This is a genomic window from Candidatus Gastranaerophilales bacterium (genome assembly GCA_028693235.1).
Taxonomy (GTDB): Bacteria; Cyanobacteriota; Vampirovibrionia; order Gastranaerophilales; family Gastranaerophilaceae; genus JAQUVW01.
Genome location: JAQUVW010000001.1, coordinates 171199 through 188673 on the forward strand (window position 1 = coordinate 171199; position 17475 = coordinate 188673).

Annotated in this window: 17 protein-coding genes; 11 read left to right on the top strand and 6 right to left on the bottom strand. The window is 35.1% G+C overall.

All coding sequences use genetic code 11. From position 1 onward, the window contains the following. Window positions 1–19 precede the first annotated feature (19 nt). The 4 genes from PHV37_00880 (at window position 20) to PHV37_00895 (ending at window position 4793) form a co-directional block, all read left to right on the top strand. The gene (locus PHV37_00880; GenBank protein MDD3236635.1) at window positions 20–466 is read left to right on the top strand and encodes a hypothetical protein; all 447 of its coding nucleotides are present in this window, start codon (window positions 20–22) and stop codon (window positions 464–466) included. A 109-nt stretch (window positions 467–575) separates the two neighbouring features. After that, complete coding sequence (locus PHV37_00885; GenBank protein ID MDD3236636.1) at window positions 576–2297, top strand: penicillin-binding protein 2; 1722 nt, start codon at window positions 576–578, stop codon at window positions 2295–2297. A 15-nt stretch (window positions 2298–2312) separates the two neighbouring features. Beyond that, the gene (locus PHV37_00890; GenBank protein ID MDD3236637.1) at window positions 2313–3773 is read left to right on the top strand and encodes a UDP-N-acetylmuramoyl-L-alanyl-D-glutamate--2,6-diaminopimelate ligase; all 1461 of its coding nucleotides are present in this window, start codon (window positions 2313–2315) and stop codon (window positions 3771–3773) included. A gap of 12 nt (window positions 3774–3785) precedes the next feature. Next, window positions 3786–4793: an NAD(P)-dependent glycerol-3-phosphate dehydrogenase gene (locus tag PHV37_00895; protein MDD3236638.1), complete on the top strand. Its 1008-nt coding sequence runs from the start codon at window positions 3786–3788 to the stop codon at window positions 4791–4793. A gap of 221 nt (window positions 4794–5014) precedes the next feature. Here the strand turns inward: PHV37_00895 and PHV37_00900 are convergent, their stop codons facing one another. Further along, window positions 5015–5656: a type II secretion system protein gene (locus PHV37_00900; protein MDD3236639.1), complete on the bottom strand. Its 642-nt coding sequence runs from the start codon at window positions 5654–5656 to the stop codon at window positions 5015–5017. 21 nt (window positions 5657–5677) lie between these two features. Continuing rightward, window positions 5678–5908: a helix-turn-helix transcriptional regulator gene (locus tag PHV37_00905; GenBank protein MDD3236640.1), complete on the bottom strand. Its 231-nt coding sequence runs from the start codon at window positions 5906–5908 to the stop codon at window positions 5678–5680. 284 nt (window positions 5909–6192) lie between these two features. Between PHV37_00905 and PHV37_00910 the strand changes: the two genes are divergently transcribed. The 5 genes from PHV37_00910 (at window position 6193) to PHV37_00930 (ending at window position 11048) form a co-directional block, all read left to right on the top strand. Further along, window positions 6193–7080, top strand: coding sequence for a hypothetical protein (locus tag PHV37_00910; GenBank protein ID MDD3236641.1), 888 nt, complete (start codon window positions 6193–6195; stop codon window positions 7078–7080). Window positions 7081–7095: 15 nt separating this feature from the next. Beyond that, the gene (gene fliW, locus PHV37_00915) at window positions 7096–7554 is read left to right on the top strand and encodes a flagellar assembly protein FliW (GenBank protein MDD3236642.1); all 459 of its coding nucleotides are present in this window, start codon (window positions 7096–7098) and stop codon (window positions 7552–7554) included. Window positions 7555–7557: 3 nt separating this feature from the next. Continuing rightward, entirely contained in the window at window positions 7558–7845 is a 288-nt protein-coding gene (gene csrA, locus PHV37_00920) for a carbon storage regulator CsrA (GenBank protein ID MDD3236643.1), read from the top strand. Beyond that, window positions 7832–8506 carry a hypothetical protein gene (locus PHV37_00925; GenBank protein MDD3236644.1) on the top strand — a complete coding sequence of 225 codons (675 nt, stop codon included), beginning with the start codon at window positions 7832–7834 and terminating at the stop codon, window positions 8504–8506. Before csrA ends, PHV37_00925 begins: the two co-directional genes overlap by 14 nt. Before the next feature lie 67 nt (window positions 8507–8573). Continuing rightward, a complete protein-coding gene (locus PHV37_00930; GenBank protein MDD3236645.1) occupies window positions 8574–11048 on the top strand; it encodes an ATP-dependent Clp protease ATP-binding subunit in 2475 nt (824 codons plus the stop codon). A 49-nt stretch (window positions 11049–11097) separates the two neighbouring features. Here the strand turns inward: PHV37_00930 and PHV37_00935 are convergent, their stop codons facing one another. After that, window positions 11098–11757, bottom strand: a complete 660-nt coding sequence (locus PHV37_00935) for a carbonic anhydrase (GenBank protein MDD3236646.1) — start codon at window positions 11755–11757, stop codon at window positions 11098–11100. 195 nt (window positions 11758–11952) lie between these two features. Between PHV37_00935 and PHV37_00940 the strand changes: the two genes are divergently transcribed. Next, a complete protein-coding gene (locus tag PHV37_00940; GenBank protein ID MDD3236647.1) occupies window positions 11953–12180 on the top strand; it encodes a hypothetical protein in 228 nt (75 codons plus the stop codon). Window positions 12181–12226: 46 nt separating this feature from the next. On the opposite strand, the gene PHV37_00945 is transcribed toward PHV37_00940, so the two are convergent. The 3 genes from PHV37_00945 to lipA all read right to left on the bottom strand — a co-directional run bounded on the left by PHV37_00945 (window position 12227) and on the right by lipA (window position 13692). Continuing rightward, window positions 12227–12364 carry a hypothetical protein gene (locus PHV37_00945; protein ID MDD3236648.1) on the bottom strand — a complete coding sequence of 46 codons (138 nt, stop codon included), beginning with the start codon at window positions 12362–12364 and terminating at the stop codon, window positions 12227–12229. Between the two features lie 74 nt (window positions 12365–12438). Further along, window positions 12439–12783 carry a hypothetical protein gene (locus PHV37_00950; GenBank protein ID MDD3236649.1) on the bottom strand — a complete coding sequence of 115 codons (345 nt, stop codon included), beginning with the start codon at window positions 12781–12783 and terminating at the stop codon, window positions 12439–12441. A 48-nt stretch (window positions 12784–12831) separates the two neighbouring features. After that, a complete protein-coding gene (gene lipA / locus PHV37_00955) occupies window positions 12832–13692 on the bottom strand; it encodes a lipoyl synthase (protein ID MDD3236650.1) in 861 nt (286 codons plus the stop codon). 314 nt (window positions 13693–14006) lie between these two features. Here lipA and PHV37_00960 point away from each other — a divergent pair, with 314 nt between their 5' ends. Continuing rightward, complete coding sequence (locus PHV37_00960; protein MDD3236651.1) at window positions 14007–17450, top strand: tail fiber domain-containing protein; 3444 nt, start codon at window positions 14007–14009, stop codon at window positions 17448–17450. Window positions 17451–17475 lie beyond the last annotated feature (25 nt).

A 17475-nucleotide genomic window follows, 5' to 3' on the forward strand; every position in this document is an offset into this window, starting at 1 on the left:
ATCATCAAGGAGATCATCATTGGGTATCACCACTACAGATAGAAATGCAATCCGAAAAAGTGTAAGAAAATCAAGACAAACAAATCCGATTGTCTATGGTTATTTCCCTCGAAAAACATATAAAGAAATGGCTATTGCTCGTATAAACCAAAGATTATGTTGGGTTTTGGGCATATTTATTCTGTTTTCTTTAATAAGCTACTATTCAGTTACCTCAAGTGAGGTCTATCTTAATAAATTAGGTAGAGAAACCACTAAATTGAACAATGAAAATGTTGAGTTGCAAAATAAACTCGATAATTTATATTCTTTTAACCACGTTGACCAACTTGTAAGAAGCAAAAATATGTTGAATACAGCTAAACAAGTTATCGAAGTTCCTGCAGCAAATAACGGAGCCGCCGCTGCTGCTGTTGCAAAAGTTCCGGTCGACGAAAATGCCTATAAATGGTCTATAGGTTATTAATTATTTTAACATAATTTATTTCGTTTTTTTCTTGTGGTAGACTGTTTTTGCAAAGTTTGTGCAATGAGGTTCAAACGTAATTTTAGCTTTGGGGAAGCTTATTCAGATTATGATAAATGATGAAGAAAAAGCACGGTTCAGATTATTTGATAGAAGGTTGAGAGGGTGGACTTCTCTGCTTTTACTTTTTGTTATCGGGCTGATAATTTGGCTCTTATCTGTTCAGATAATCGACTTGAAACATTACAGAGTAAAGGCAAAACGCCAAAGAAGTGCAAAAGGCTTTATTATGCGAGGTGCAATCTTGGATAGAAACGGCATAAAGCTTGCGTCTGACCAAACTTCTTATAATATATATGCCCACAAAGAGTATTTTGACCATAGTCCGAAAGAGTTGGCAAAACTTTTGGCTCCTTATTTAGGAATGCCTGAGAGTAAGCTGGAAAAAGAAATTTCTAAAAGTCAAAGCATAATACTTTTAAAAAAAGATGTAGATAGAATTACAGCCGAAAAAATTCAAGGCTTGGAACTCAGGGAAATAAGTTTAGACAAGAAAAATGAGCGTATCTACCCCCAGGGATTTCTTGCGGCACATGTTTTAGGGTATTACAATCCTGACGCTGATGTCGCAGTAGGCGTAGAGTTGATGGCAAAAAATAAGCTCGAAAAAGTTGAGAAAGATATAAATTTTGAAAAAACACCCAGTGGCGACATTATTTATGACGTAATGACTGACCCGGCGATGACAACATCTCCTTTAAAAGGGAAAACTGTTAAATTGACTTTGGATTCAGCTATTCAACATGCCTGCGAATCCGAGTTGTTCAAAATAATAAGAGAGAAAAAGGCACTTCGAGGTACCGCAATTGTTATGAATCCAAAAAACGGTGAAATATTGGCTTATGCGGTGTACCCTACTTATGACCCGAATAATTATAAAAGGGCTTCTCAGTTACAATTGAAAAATTGGTCTTTGACTGATGTTTATCCTCCGGGGTCTACTTTTAAAGTTTTGACATTGGCTTCTGCTTTTGAGAACGGTACTTTAAATGCAAATTCAAAAATATTAGATACGGGAAGAATTGAGCTTTCAGGTTGGACTATTTCAAATTATGACTATGGAAAAAGACCAAATCCGGGCTGGATTGATTTGGTTTATTTGCTGGAGCACTCAAGTAATGTTGGTAGCGTAAAAGCAGCAATGACAATGACCCCGATGCAATTTTATACTACGTTGAAAAGATTCGGAATCGGTCAGCAAACAGGAATTGACCTTCCGGGGGAGTCAAGCGGATTGCTTCCTGATTATAAAGATTGGGATAAATCAAGATTAGCTTCAATGGGTTATGGCTACGGGGCTTCAGTTACGGCAATTCAAATGATTTCAGCGGTTTCCGCAATTGGAAACGGTGGAGTTAGAGTTACGCCTCATGTATTGCAATATACAGAAGAAGAAGCTGAAACAAAAATCAAAAGAACACAGGTTATGACACCTGAACATGCCCGTCAATTAACGCAGATAATGTATTCAAGTATTGAAGGCGGACATTCTCCGGTAAAGCTTGATAACTATACTGTTGCAGCCAAAACAGGTACCTCTCGTAAGCCGATGGAAAACGGCAGAGGCTATACAAACAAGTTATATACGTCCGTTGTAGGCTTTTTACCGGCTAATAATCCGCAAGTTATAATATATGTTGTTGTGGATTCAGCGTCAGGGTATGATGTATGGGGAAGCACGGTTGCTGCTCCTGTATTCAGAGAGGTCGCTTTGCAAACAGCGAGAATTTTAAATATTCCGCCTGATAAAAGAACTACAAAAAAGAAATAATAGAAGGATTGCACAATGCTACTAAGTGAGATATTAAAAGGGATTAAAGGCTATAAGCTTATAAATGAGAGTCAAGCAGATATTACAGGAATCTCCTATAACTCAAAGACGACAAAGTCCGGCGATATTTTTGTCTGCTTAAATGGTGAACATTCTGACGGTCATGATTATGCTGAAATGGCTGTAAACAATGGGGCTACAGCACTAATGTGCGAAAAAGAACTTCCGTTCAATCTGCCACAAATCGTCGTAACCTCCACCAGACAACAGATTGCCGAGGTCGCAACTGCTTTTTACGAAGTTCCTTCTAAAGACTTGAATTTAATCGGTATTACAGGAACTAACGGAAAAACAACAGTTACTCATCTAATTCAAAGAATAGTTGAAGAAAATGATGAAAAATGTGCATTAATTGGGACTTTAGGGTTTAAATTATCATCAGATGATGAATACAAAGAGGCTAAACACACAACTCCGCAGGCCCCTGAACTCCAAAGAACTTTGCATACAATGAAAAATGACGGAATAAAAAATGTTGCTATGGAGGTAAGTTCTCACTCCTTAGAGCAAAACAGAGTGGGTGGCTGTGAGTTTAACGGAGCGGTTTTGACTAATTTAACCCAAGACCATCTTGATTACCACATTACAATGGGGAATTATTTTGATGCAAAAGCCATTCTTTTTAAAGGTTTAAAAAAAGGTGCCTTTGCTGTTATCAATAAAGACGACGAATACGGCGAACAATTTATTTCAATAGTTCCCGATGGCGTTAGAATTTTGACTTATGCTGTTAAGTCTGATGCTGATGTCGTTGCGAAAAATATTGATTTTTCAATCCATGGTGCAAAATGTGATTTCGTTTTTGAAAATAAATCGATACATTTGGATTTGCATTTGAACGGTATGTTTAGTATTTACAATGCTTTGGCTGCTTTTGCCGCTTGCGTTGCGATGGGAATTAAGCCGGAAATTTGCAAAAAAGCACTTGAACATACAAAAAGCGTTGCAGGAAGATTTGAAATAGTAAACAAAGAACCTCTTGTTATTGTTGACTATGCACATACTCCTGACGGATTGCAAAATGTTCTTAAAGCAGCAAGAGAATTGACTCCAAAAGACAGCAATTTGATTTGCTTGTTTGGCTGTGGCGGTGATAGAGATGCAACCAAAAGACCTAAAATGGGTAAAATCGCTGATGAACTTGCTGATAAAATAGTTGTAACTTCTGACAATCCACGTTCAGAAGACCCTCAACTTATAATATCTGATATTATGGCTGGAATAAAGTCTGTAAATACAAGCAGAATATTTGTAGAATCAGACAGACGTGAGGCTATAAAGTATTTAAAAAATATCTCAAAATCCTCTGATGTTGTCGTTTTAGCAGGCAAAGGTCATGAAGATTATCAAATATTGAATGACAAAACAATTCATTTCGACGATAGAGAAGAAGCCAGAAAAGTTTTCGGGAAATAAAGGAGTTTTTATATGAAATTAACGGTTTTAGGTGCTGGTTGCTGGGGGTTGACTCTCGCTTGGATGCTTACGGATAATTTTGATGAGGTTTCAGTTTGGGGACGAGCTGTTGATTTGTCTGACGAACTTAAAAATCAGAAAAGAGCTTCAAAACCTGTTCCTGTACAACTTCAAGAGCACGTTGAAATTACTTCTGACTTGAAAAAGGCGATTGATAAATCCGATATAATACTTATGGTTGTTGCAACTTCGGGTATAAGAGATGTTTGCAAAAAATTAAAGGAAGCAGGCATAAAAGATTCTCAAGTTTTGGTCAACACATCTAAAGGATTAGAATTGCCATCATTGATGAGAATGAGTGAGGTTATAAAAGAAGAATTGCCGACTCAAAAATTGGTTATTTTATCCGGTCCCACTTTGGCTCGAGAAGTCTTAAACGGCTTGCCAACGGCAGCTTGTGTTGCTTCTGATGATATGGAAGCTGCAAAATTTGCACAAAAACAATTAACTGTTCCTGCTAAATTCAGGCTCTATACTAATCCTGACGTTGTCGGTGTTGAACTTGGCGGAAGTTTGAAAAACGTAATCGCTATTGCGTCAGGTTTTGCTGACGCTATGAAACTCGGTGACAATTGTAGAGGTGCACTCTTAACACGTGGAATGGCGGAAATTGTAAGAATAAGTATCAAAATGGGGGCTAATCCCTCTACTTTATACGGTTTATCAGGCATGGGCGATTTGATTGCTACTTGTTCAAGTCCTATGAGTAGAAACTACACGGTCGGTTCAATGCTAGGTCATGGCAAAAAAATCGATGATATTTTGTCTGCCTTGGGCTCTGTTGCAGAAGGGGTTAAGACTTCAAAAGCAGTTTGTGAACTTGCTAAAAAGCTCGGTCTGGAAGTTCCTGTTGCTTCTGCGATTTATGAGGCTGTTTATACTGATATTACCCCGAGGGAAGTTTTGGAAAAACTAATGAACAGAGATTTGAGAGAAGAAGACAGCTACGATTTGAAATAGTTTTTACAGTGTTATAGTGGAGCTGAATATACGAAAGCAGCTCCGAATATAGCTTGGCTAGCAGTAAAAATTTCTCTTTGATTTGCAGTGTTGCAATAGACTGTATAGGCTATGATAGTCGTAAAGAAGTTTTCTTTTGTCTTAGAATAGTAATCAGTGTTGCAAGAGCTTTAATAACCTAAAATATTGAAAGAGTTGGGAATAATCCCAACCTTTTCTGTCTATAAGCCGTCGTAGCTGTCCTCGCCACTACCACTACCACTGCCACTGCCACTGCTATAACTATCGCAATAAGTGGCAAATTCTCCACCCATAAGGCATGCCGCAGGTCCATCAGGGCTTATAACAGCTGCCCCGGTTGTATCTGAATCAGTGGCGTCATTATAATTTTGAAGGTAAATAACATAGCCATCTTTAGGATTATTTATATCAAGAGTTAGTTCATTAGGCTTTTTGTCGCCGTTTACATCAATTATAATTGCATAATATCTTGAACCTTCACTAGGTATAGAGTATGCCATTCCATCTGCTGTATAAAAAGTTATAGCTCCACTTTCCCATTTATTTGCATGAACTGCCGGACTTGAGGAAGATGGCATTGAGCTGACAATGTTTAGTCTTTTACTGAAAAATTTGTTATACCAATCATCAGCAGAGTCATAAGATAATGCATTTTCATGGGTTTGTGCATATTGTAAATCCGATGCCTGCTGCAGGATTGCCGCAGCTTTTTTCAGTGCGATTTTGTATTCTTCTTTATTTGTGTTATTTAACAGTGCAGGTATTGTTAACGCTGCAATAACTCCAATGATAACCAACGTTATCAGCACTTCTGCTAAAGTGAAACCTTGTTTGATTTTCATTTCTATTTCCTTAATGCTTTTCTATTGATTAACTAACAAGTTTAATTTTTTTTGAACCGGTTCTGATTCAAAAAGTTCACCCATCGTGCAGTTTAAAACTTCACAGAGCATATCCATGTTTTCGTATGAGGGTTGAGTTCTGCCTTTTGCCCAAGAGTAAACTGTTTGTTGAGGCAATTGCAATTCTTGGGCAAGTTTGTATGTACTCCACCCACGGTTTTTTTTCGCAATTTCTTTGATTTTAACCTTCATAATCTCTTTATTCCTCGTTTTGGTGTAAATTACTCTACATTTACATATACTATTATACATGTGTAATATAAATTAATATACTATTTGCATAAATTTTTCATTCTTTTGGTGGACTATTTTTTGTAAGAATAAATCAAAAACATTACTCCTTTTTTATGAAAATAATATATTTGGTATAGAGTAATTTTAAATATTCGGGGTTATAATAAACTAGAGATGATATTGATTTTTTTAATATCAGAGTTATAAATAATTAATGTAGGCGGATAAGTGGGTAGATTAATATGAAAAAAACTATTTTATCAGTATTTTTAACAGGATTTATAATCTTTTCAGCATTGGCAGCTGAAGCTTCCAGTGCGTATAACGGTGTTGTAAGAAGAGCTATTTCTAAATTTGAAACCAAAAATTACGTCGGGTGTATTCAAGATATGAAATATGTAACCGTAAAAGACCCTTCAAATTCAGTTGCTTATTATTATTTGGGTAGCTCTTATATGAAAATTGGTGATGCCGCAAAAGCCAGAGTCGCCTTTGATAAGGTTATTTCAATAAACTCATCACCTGCTTTAGTTTCTTATTCTATACAAGCTAAGTATTGTATGGATGGCGGCAGTTGTGCTTATAAAAAATTAACAGTTGCTCAAATAAATGAGATGAAAAGAAATCCGACAGAGTTTTTGAAGGCTTTGCATACGCCAAAAGCTCCCGTAGCTGCTGAAACAAATCAGGAAAATGTTGAAATTAATAAATTAATCAACGGTCAATATAAAAATAATATTCACCCTGAGGCAAGCAAGGTTATCAATGATGCTAAATTGAAACGTGAAATGCAAGATATAAATTCTATGCCAAATCGCTCTGAAGCACCCTCTGATAAAGAAATAGCTGATGCAGTCAGAACTCTTGCAAAAGCAGGCTACAATCCTTTGCAACAACAAATGAATCCATACCAAGCAAATCAATATAATAATGAGTATGCCAATTTGGCGTCAATGTTCGGTAACGGACAAAATAACGGTAATAATTTTATGAATATGCTACCCTTTTTGATGCAACAACAAGGCTCTCAAGGTGCTGATAAAAAAGTTACGGCAGAAATGATGCAAACTATGATGATGTCTCAAATGTTGCCTGATTTTAATTATTCGCAAAATTCTAATAATTACTAAAATAGGAATAGACTTATGAAAATTAACACCACTAGATTTGGAGAGGTTGAGGTTGACGAAAATCATATATTCTGTTTTGTTAATCCAATTATCGGCTATGACCAATATCAAAAATATTTATTGATGGAACATGACAAAAATTCTTGCTTTAAATGGCTTCAATCACTTGATGAGCCTGATTTGGCGTTTCCTGTTACTAGCACTACCTTTTTTGATATTGAATATAATTTTGAAATTCAAGAAGATTCAGCTTCAAAAATCGGGCTTGAAAAAGTTGAGGATTTGCTTGTGTTGAATATTGCCGCTATTCCTTCTAATAATCCTAAAAATACAACCATTAACTTGAGAGCTCCGGTTATTATCAATTTAGCCAATTTCAAAGCTATGCAATTAATTTTGCCTGACGAGTCTTTACAATTTAAATATCCTATATTTAAAAAAATTGCTCCTAAAGAGCCCATGAAAGAAGGTTAATTTATGCTAATCCTTTCTCGAAAAAAAGGGCAAAAGCTAATCATTAATGATAATATCGAAATCGTTGTCATTGAAGCGGATAATAATATTGCAAAAATTGGTATTAACGCTCCAAAAGATGTTTCTGTTTATAGAGAAGAATTGTATAAAGAAATTCAATCTACTAACAAAAACAGTACCAATACTCAACTTGACGCATTAAAAGCTCTTGAAATAGAGCTCCCAAAAGTTAAGGACGGAAGTGCAAAAATTCAGTTTACCATTAAAAAACACAATAATGAAAAAGAATGAAATCCTAAAACTATTATATTTAACTAAAGACTACCCCCGTTTGAAACGAATTTGCAACAGGCACGAGGAAAGTTGGTATAAAAATATCCTCGCAAAAGTTTTCTTCTTTGAAGAAGATTACAAGTCCGCTGCAAGAATTTATTATTTACAAAAAATGTTTTATGAATCGGGATATTGCCTGCTTATGCAGGGTGATTTATACAACGCAAAACGTCTGTGGAATTCTCTCGATGATGAGGCTCCAATTGTAGAATGGGGCAAAATACTTTTGAAATTGATTGAAAAAAAACAAACTCAGCCTCCAACATATTTTCAAGTCAGAAATTTCTTAGAACAGGATTTAGATGCCCTTTTACGTGCAAATTTGATTAGTTATGCTGAAAATCTAATCAACTCAGTTGATATTTTAGTTCAGGCAAATTCTGAATCTTACAAGTACATGGCGAGAGTTTTGTATAATCATAATTACCTTGATATTGCTAAAAATTTCTTGAATAGAAGCAAAGATATATATTATAAAGACCCTGAAACTCACTTTCTAATAGGTAAAATTAATCTTGCAAAAGGTGACACGATTGGGGCTAGAGTCGCTCTAAATCGTGCTGTCGAAGTTAATCAGGATTATTTTCCCGCTAAAAATTTACTGGAAAAAATAAAATAATATTGGTATAATCAGCAATTATGTTGTAGAATATTTATATGAAAAGTATATTAGGAGTAATTCGATAATGTTCGAACGTTTTACAGAAAAAGCAATTAAGGTAATAATGTTGGCTCAGGAAGAAGCTCGTAGACTCGGGCATAACTTCGTCGGCACAGAGCAAGTCCTTTTGGGCTTGATTGGTGAAGGTACCGGCGTCGCTGCAAAAACCCTTAAATCTATGGGGGTTACGCTTAAAGATGCCAGGGCTGAAGTCGAAAAAATTATCGGACGTGGCTCCGGTTTTGTTGCCGTCGAAATACCTTTTACCCCTAGAGCTAAAAGAGTTTTAGAATTGTCTTGGGATGAAGCAAGACAACTCGGTCATAATTACATCGGTACAGAACACCTTCTTCTCGGTCTTATTCGCGAGGGCGAAGGGGTTGCTGCTAGAGTTCTTGAAAATCTCGGCGTGGATTTGAATAAAGTCCGTAGCAATGTTATCAAGATGTTGGGTGAAACAAAGCCTGCTCAAGCTACTGCTACTGCCTCAACTGCCTCTGGTGGCAAAACAAAAACTCCGAGTTTAGATGAGTTCGGTACTGATTTGACACTTGCTGCTCAAGAACAACGCCTTGACCCTGTCGTAGGCAGAGAAAAAGAAATTGAACGTGTTATTCAAATTTTGGCAAGAAGAACTAAAAATAATCCTGTTCTTATCGGGGAACCGGGTGTTGGTAAAACTGCTGTAGCAGAAGGATTAGCCATTAGAATTGTTAATTCTGAAGTTCCTGATTTGCTTGAAGGCAAAAAAGTCGTTCAACTTGATATGGGCTTGCTGGTTGCCGGTACCAAGTATCGTGGTGAATTTGAAGAACGTTTGAAAAAAATTATGGACGAAATTCGTCAAGCCGGTAACATAATTCTTATTATTGATGAAATGCACACTTTAATCGGTGCCGGAGCTGCTGAAGGTGCTATTGATGCCGCTAATATTTTGAAACCCGCTTTATCAAGAGGCGAAATTCAGGTTATCGGTGCTACAACCCTTGAAGAATATAGAAAATATGTCGAAAAAGATTCTGCTTTGGAAAGAAGATTTCAACCTATTATCATCGAAGAACCTTCTATTGAAGATACTATAGAAATCATCAAAGGTTTAAGACCAAAATATGAAGACCACCACAAGTTGAAAATTTCTGATGATGCAATCGTTGCGGCTACGGAATTGTCTTACAAATATATTACAGACCGTTTCTTGCCTGACAAAGCTATTGATATTGTTGATGAAGCAAGTTCTAAAGTCAGAATTCAAACGAGTGCTTTGCCTCCAGAAGGGAAAGAGCTTGAAAAAGACTTGAAAACCATCATCAAACAAAAAGAAGACGCTATCAGAAATCAAGAATTTGAATTGGCTTCAAATTTGCGTGATGATGAGGCAGATTTGAAAGAAAAAATTAGAGAAATGTCTCAAAAATGGCGTGATGAAAATGATGCTAATAAGCCCGTGGTTACTGCTGAACAAGTAGCTCAAGTCGTGAGCACTATGACCGGAATTCCTACTACAAAAATTACAGAAGGCGAAAGTACAAGATTGTTAAAGCTTGAAGAAACCCTTCACTCAAGAGTTATCGGTCAAGATTTAGCTGTAGTTGCAATTTCAAAAGCTATCAGACGTGCAAGAGTCGGTTTGAAAAGTCCAAACAGACCTATCGGAAGTTTTATTTTCTCCGGTCCTACCGGTGTAGGTAAAACTGAACTTGCTAAAGCTTTAGCTGAAGCTGTGTTTGGCTCTGAAGATAGTATGATTCGTGTTGATATGTCAGAATTTATGGAAAAACATTCAACTTCAAAATTGATTGGTTCTCCTCCGGGATATGTCGGCTATGATGACGGAGGTCATTTGACTGAAATTATCAGAAAAAAACCTTATTCCGTTATCCTTTTTGATGAAATTGAAAAAGCCCACCCTGATGTATTTAACATCATGTTGCAAATTTTAGATGATGGTCGTTTGACAGATTCTAAAGGTCGTCATATTAATTTCAAAAATACTATCATTATTATGACAAGTAACGTCGGTGCAAGTATGATTACTTCTACTTCAAAATTGGGCTTCGCTACTGGCGATGATGACCAAAAAGATAAATATGAAAAATTAAAAGAAACAGTTATGGATGAAATGAAAAAATCTTTCCGTCCTGAGTTCTTGAACAGAATTGATGATATTATCGTATTTGCTCATCTATCTAAGCCTGAAATTAGACAAATCGTTGATTTGATGTTCAAAGATTTGTTCAAGAGATTAGAATCTCAAGATTTGAAAATTGAAGTCAACGATGAAGTTAAAGATTATCTTGCAGAAGATGGTTACTCAGAAGCTTATGGTGCAAGACCTTTAAGACGTCTTATCCAAAAGAAAGTCGAAGATGGTTTGGCGGAAGAAATTTTGTCGGGTCAATATGTTTCGGGTCAAACTATTACATTGAAGCTTAAAGATAAAAAGATTATTTTTGAAAGTCAAGCTTCTAAAAAAGAAGAATCTGCTGAAGTTTCTAAGTAGTCTATAATCAAAAATAAAAGAGAGAAGTTTTGCTTCTCTCTTTTTATGTCTATTTTAAAAATTCAACTTTCCCCGAATCAAGATGGTAATACGCTGGAACTATTTTTAGCCCCTCATCTTTTATGTATTCTTTTAAAGTTTTGTCTTCGGCTAAAATTCTTTTAACAGTTAGAATTGCATGGTCTTTTTCGACATTTGCTGTGAAGTCACCTTTTTGACATTTTGCCATATCAATTGCAGGTTCAATATCTTTCGTAAGGCTTTCTATATATTTTGATTCTTTATTGTGGGACAATGTCGCCTTTACTGCACCGCAATCTTGGTGACCCATTATGACGATGAGTCTTACGCCACAGTGCACAACTGCATATTCAATGCTTCCGATAACTTGGTCATCTTTGACATTTCCTGCGTTTCTTATTTCGAAAATATCTCCCAATCCTTGGTCAAATATAATTTCAGGTGGGACTCTTGAATCAGAACAAGAAAGTATAGCCACAAAAGGCATTTGCCCTTTTAAAAGTTCTTGACGGCGTTCTTTTGTTTGGTCGGGATGTTTAAACTTCTGTCCAACAAATCTATCGTTTCCATTTATTAATTTTTGCATTGCCTCTTCAGCAGAGATATTTGGCTTCGTGTTCGCCAGAGAATTTAGTTGAATACTGGCTAAAATTACTCCTAATGTTAGTATTTTTAACAATTGTTTCATATATTACTCACTTTCTGTTTTACCTATTCCAATTTTATCATAATTCTGCTATAATATGCCTATGATAAAAATATTATTAGCTTGCATAAATTCTTTTTCATCTGACACCTGAAGTGAGTGTTTCTTTGTCTGACTTTTTTCGGTCAGATTACTCGGTGTTTGATTTATAGTTATAAAAGAAAAGGCAGGTTTTGCATGAGAATGTGTGCAACGGTATTTGCGGTAATCTTGTTGTTACCCGTGGCCGTAGTCGTATATGAAACTTCTCAATTGAATTTTATTAATATAATAGCTACGGACAAAATGGTTCAGTTTGTGATTTTGAATTCATTACTATTGATTTGTGTCGGTATTTTCGGTGCAGTTTTTCATAATCGTTTAAAATTGTATTTTAAAAACTACAGAAGAGAAAAAGAAATATAAAAAATAGGAGGATTTCTCCTCCCTGTTTTTGTATATTTGTTATGGTTTATGCTACAAATTTTGATAGCAGGTACATTCCTACAAATAATATAACGGTAAAACTAATTGCTGATATAACATCTGAGTGGTCGTGATGTGTATGTAGTACTTTGTTCTCTTCATTATTTTTATTAATTTCTTGCATTTTTTTCTCCTTTTATTTTGCAATGTAAAATCAGCACACTTACGTGTGTTTACTCAAAGTATTTTCGTGCAAAATTAAGGAGCCCGTGGGGCGATTTTGTATTTTAAGCTATTTCTTGTTTGAGTTACAGCATTTTTTAATTCGTTGCCATAGGTGTCAATCTCTGATATATCATATTCGCCTAATAGTGGAGGAGCAAATTCTTGTTCGTCGGAATTGCCTAATTGCGAGGTTAGTCGGCTTATTTTGTTTACATCAGTTTTTAAATAGGTAACATCTATTTTTAAATGTGAGTCAGAATTTGTTATAGTGCCGTTTGTGTTTATGTTGTCGTAAATGCTTTGGGCATGTACAGCAGAGTTGCCCGCAATAAAAATTGCAGTATATATCGCAAAAATTGTGAGCAAAAATTTTCTCATAGTGAAGATTATACTCGATTTATCTCAAAATAAGAAGTGGTTAACAAGTTATTTTATTGTATTAGAATTATATATTTCTAAAGCATTGTAGGAACTGCGTGTGAGCGGACTAAATGAGGTGTGTTTTATGCCGATTTTTTTTGCGATTTTTGTTAACATTTCGTATTCTTCAATCGTATAATATTTTTCGACTTCAAGATGGTTTTTTGAAGGTTGGATATATTGCCCGATTGTAACAATGTCGCAGTGTATATCTTTTAAGTCTGTAAAAACTGATTCAATCTGCTCAATATTTTCACCTAAACCAACCATTAAGCCTGTTTTGGTTAATGTTGTAGTGGATTTTTCTTTTATGTATTTCAAAAAATCTAAGGAGCGTTTATAATCTGCCATAGGTCTGGCTTTTTTGTACAATTCAGGAACCGTTTCAATATTGTGATTAAACACATCAGGATTTGCTTTTAAGACTGTATCAATGGAGTCGGTGTAGCCTTGAAAATCAGGTGTCAAAACTTCTATTTTTACATTTGGAGAAAGTTTTCTTGTTTCATTGATGACATTTGCAAAGTGTTCAGCCCCTTGGTCTTTTAGGTCATCTCTTGTGACGGAGGTGATTACTACATATTTTAGATTTAATTCTTTTACAGCTTCTGCTATATGATGTGGTTCGGATATGTCAAGTGCCGTCGGGACACCTCCTTGAATGTTACAAAATCTGCAATTACGAGTGCAAATCGTTCCCATTATCAAAAAAGTAGCTGTGTTTTTCGTATAACATTCGTTTTTATTAGGGCATCTCGCCGATTCGCAAACCGTATTGAGGCATTTGTTTTTTAAAATCATTCGGACATTTTTTGTCGCATCTGTGTTTATTATTCCTCGTCTTAAAAAATCCGGTAATCTTTTCATTTATCCCTCTATTATCTATATTTTAGTTATTCTAAATACCTTCTTTAATCCTATATCAAAATATTATGGTTGTAAAAATTATTATTTTTTCAAACTTTTAGTTATCTACCATTAGTAAGTATTAGTTAATAATCCTTTAGTTTTATATTGGCTTTACGTATTGACTTTACGTATAGAATGCTTTATAATACCTAAAAGGTAGTTTTTATCTTTTACACAACTGTTATTTAGTTTGAAAGTTTGCGAGAATTAATATGTTATACTTTATAAGTATATATGTACTCTTATTCTTTTTTCTTTTCAAAAAAAATTGTTTGATAGAAAAGAAGAATTCGGAAAAAATTTATAAAAAAGCATTTTCTATTGCAGAAGCATTGGTCACCTTAATGATAGTGAGCTTGATGTTGTCTGCAATAGTTCCTGTTGTAACGAAAAAACACACAACAACGGATAAAGAGATATGGAAATATACAGAAAATAACTCTGATATATATTATGGTAATAGTGATTCGCAATCTGCTGTAATTGGATATAATAAAGTTCCTCAAGAATCTATAACAACTACAACAACAGACCCTGATACGGGAGAAACAACTTCAACTACTTCAAATAAAGCTACCGGTTCAAGACTTGTTATCGTTACGCCTGTTTCAACTACTTCTAACTATACAATTCATAGAAATTTGGTTGATTTTTATGAAAAAACCACATCAAATTCCCTCGTTAATATCGGTAAAATTTCCTTTGATAAAAATGATAACACTGCAGTTGGTAAAAACTCGTTAAAACAGCCTTTGTATGGTTATAGAAATACAGCAATTGGTAGTGGAGCCTTGTATAGTACCAGTTCAAGTCAATCTGATAATACGGCAGTCGGCTATAATTCTTTGTATTCAAATAATAGAACATCAGGCTCAACAACTTATGCTCAAAAAAACACTGCAATGGGGAGTTGTTCATTATATTCCAATCAAAATGGACTTGAAAATACAGCAATTGGCTACCAATCATTATACTCTAATGTTGACGGACAATACAATGTTGCTATAGGTTCTCAATCTTTATATGGAGGAGGTGATTCTCCTCAAGGATCTACAGCTGTTGGATATCAATCTATGTATAAAGGTGCACCGCACTCTACTGCCATTGGCTATCGTGCGTTATATACACACGGGACTGGAGGTAGTGGAAATTCGTACAGCTATAACACTGCTATCGGTTATAATGCTCTATATAATTTTGATTGGTCTTTGGGCTACGGATATTCAGAATCAACAGGGGGGGCAGGTGGCTATTATAGTGGAAATACAGCTATTGGAAGTTATGCCTTATATGCAAATAAAAATGGGTATGCTAATACTGCTATTGGTGAATATGCTTTAAGAAACACAACAGGTGTAAAAAAAGATGGTTCGACTGGTATTGACGGTGGTAGTGATAATACCGCAGTGGGTGTTTGTGCCGGATTGGGAAATACAACCGGTGAAAGAAATATTGCAATTGGGGCTGGTTCATTAGCTCAAAATCAACTTATTTCTGATAATATCGCTATCGGTACATATGCGTTAAGAAATTTCAAACTTGATACTATTACTACAGCTCCAGGGTATCCTTGGAATGGCTCATTTCCTCGTAATGAAGGGAATTTGGCTATAGGTACTGAAGCTCTGGCAAATAATGTTTCCGGAATAGGAAATGTTGCTATTGGTACAATGAGTTTATCTTGTAATCTTTCAAACAAGAATACTGCTATTGGCTTTACAGTAATGCCAAGGAATAAGTTGTTTAGTGAAAATACAGCAATTGGCTATAAAGCTATGTTAAATCAAGGGACTAGTTACTATACAACTGATGACAATGTCTTAACACTCGCAGTTCCATTTATTACAAGTGCTGAAATACCTATTTCTAATACTGCTATAGGTACAAATTCATTATTAAACAACTATATAGGCCTTGGAAATGTTGGCGTAGGAGCTTATACTTTATACTCTAATAAATCACATGGAAACACTGGTATTGGTTTTGCTTCTTTAGGTGCTAATACAAATGGCGGTTATAATACATCTTTGGGCTACGTTGCTTTAAAATCAAACACAGTGTGTGGTGACAATACTGCTATAGGTGCATATTCCCAATCTAATTATGCAAGAACAAGTAATTCAACTTTTGCTATTGATGATACAAATTCAATTAATGTATCCAACACATCTTTAGGGACTTATACTTTGTATAGTAATAAAACAGGTTACGGTAATATCGCCGTTGGTGCCTATTCTTTGTATAAAAATACAAGCACTCATAATACTGCTGTCGGCTATGGAACAATGTATAACAATAACAATGGCTATCATAATACTGCCCTTGGCTATTTAGCATTGTTTACTAATACCTCTAATGATTATAATGTGGCAATCGGTGATTCTGCTGCTTATTATCAAACAGGTTTATATAACGTTGCATTGGGATATAAATCTTTATTTGGACAATGTATAGATGGCGTAAATAGCAATGGTAACGGTAACACGGCATTAGGTTATCAATCTCTGTATGGCAATACTACGGGTGGTTATAATGTTGCATCAGGTTATCAATCCTTGTATAAAAATACTGAGGGTAAAAATAATGTTGCGTCAGGTTATCAATCTTGTTTCAATAACACAAAAGGTTCATATAATGTGGCGTTAGGTGATAAAGCATTATATTCAAATGAAACCGGCAATTATAGTATAGCTATAGGGTATGCCTCTCAATATAATACAAAATTAATTATCGGAAATTCAAATCCAAGTGTTGCAAATATTTCTATAGGCGATTATTCTTTGTATAAAAATATATCTGGTACCGGTAATGTAGCAATAGGTCCTGGGGCTTTATATAACAATGATAATACTTCAGGTTTTAGTAATCCTGCTTGTGATAATGTTGCCGTTGGCGAAAAAGCAATGTTTGATAATACAACCGGTTACTATAATTCTGCATTTGGAACAGCTGCTTTATCAGATAATACGACAGGTGGAGGAAATGTCGCTATTGGGCAATTGGCTTTAGGTGCAAATAAAACAGGCTCAAGAAATATTGCTATTGGTTATAACGCAGGAAATGATTCATCTTTAGCTGATACTGATTTGAAATTATATATAGAAGCAAATTATGGTCAATATTGTGGTGCCGGATATGGCGAAAGTGATTATACGGGTAAAGGTGCCCTCATCTATGGCGATTTTGCAAAAAATAACAGAATGGTAAAAATCAATGGTACCTTATATACGCCAACAGGTGGCGTAAGTTCTTCCTCTGACAGTAGGCTCAAAGATATCAAAGGCGATAAAAAAATCGGGTTAGAACAAATATTAAAGCTAAATATCAAAGAATTTTATTTAAAAAATGAAACAGGCAAAAATCGTAGGCTTCACACAGGCGTTATCGCTCAAGAGCTTAAAAAAGTTATGCCAAATGCAGTTATAATCGGACCTGGAAATAATAAATACAAAGATTTGCTATATGTGGAATCTAATGAAATATTATTTACTCTAGTCAAAGCAGTTCAACAATTACACGTCAAAATTTGCAACGCTGCCTCTAGGATAGAGGCTCTTGAAAAAGAAAATAAACTTTTGCTTCAAAAAAATCAAGATATGCAAAAACAAATACTTGAACTCAAAAAAGAAAATGCAATTCTTGCAAAAAATGATAAAGAATCTAAAATCCAAATGAATAATTTTAACAAGCGTCTACTCAAGCTTGAACGCAATTGATAGACTCTGAACGAAACAGCAATCA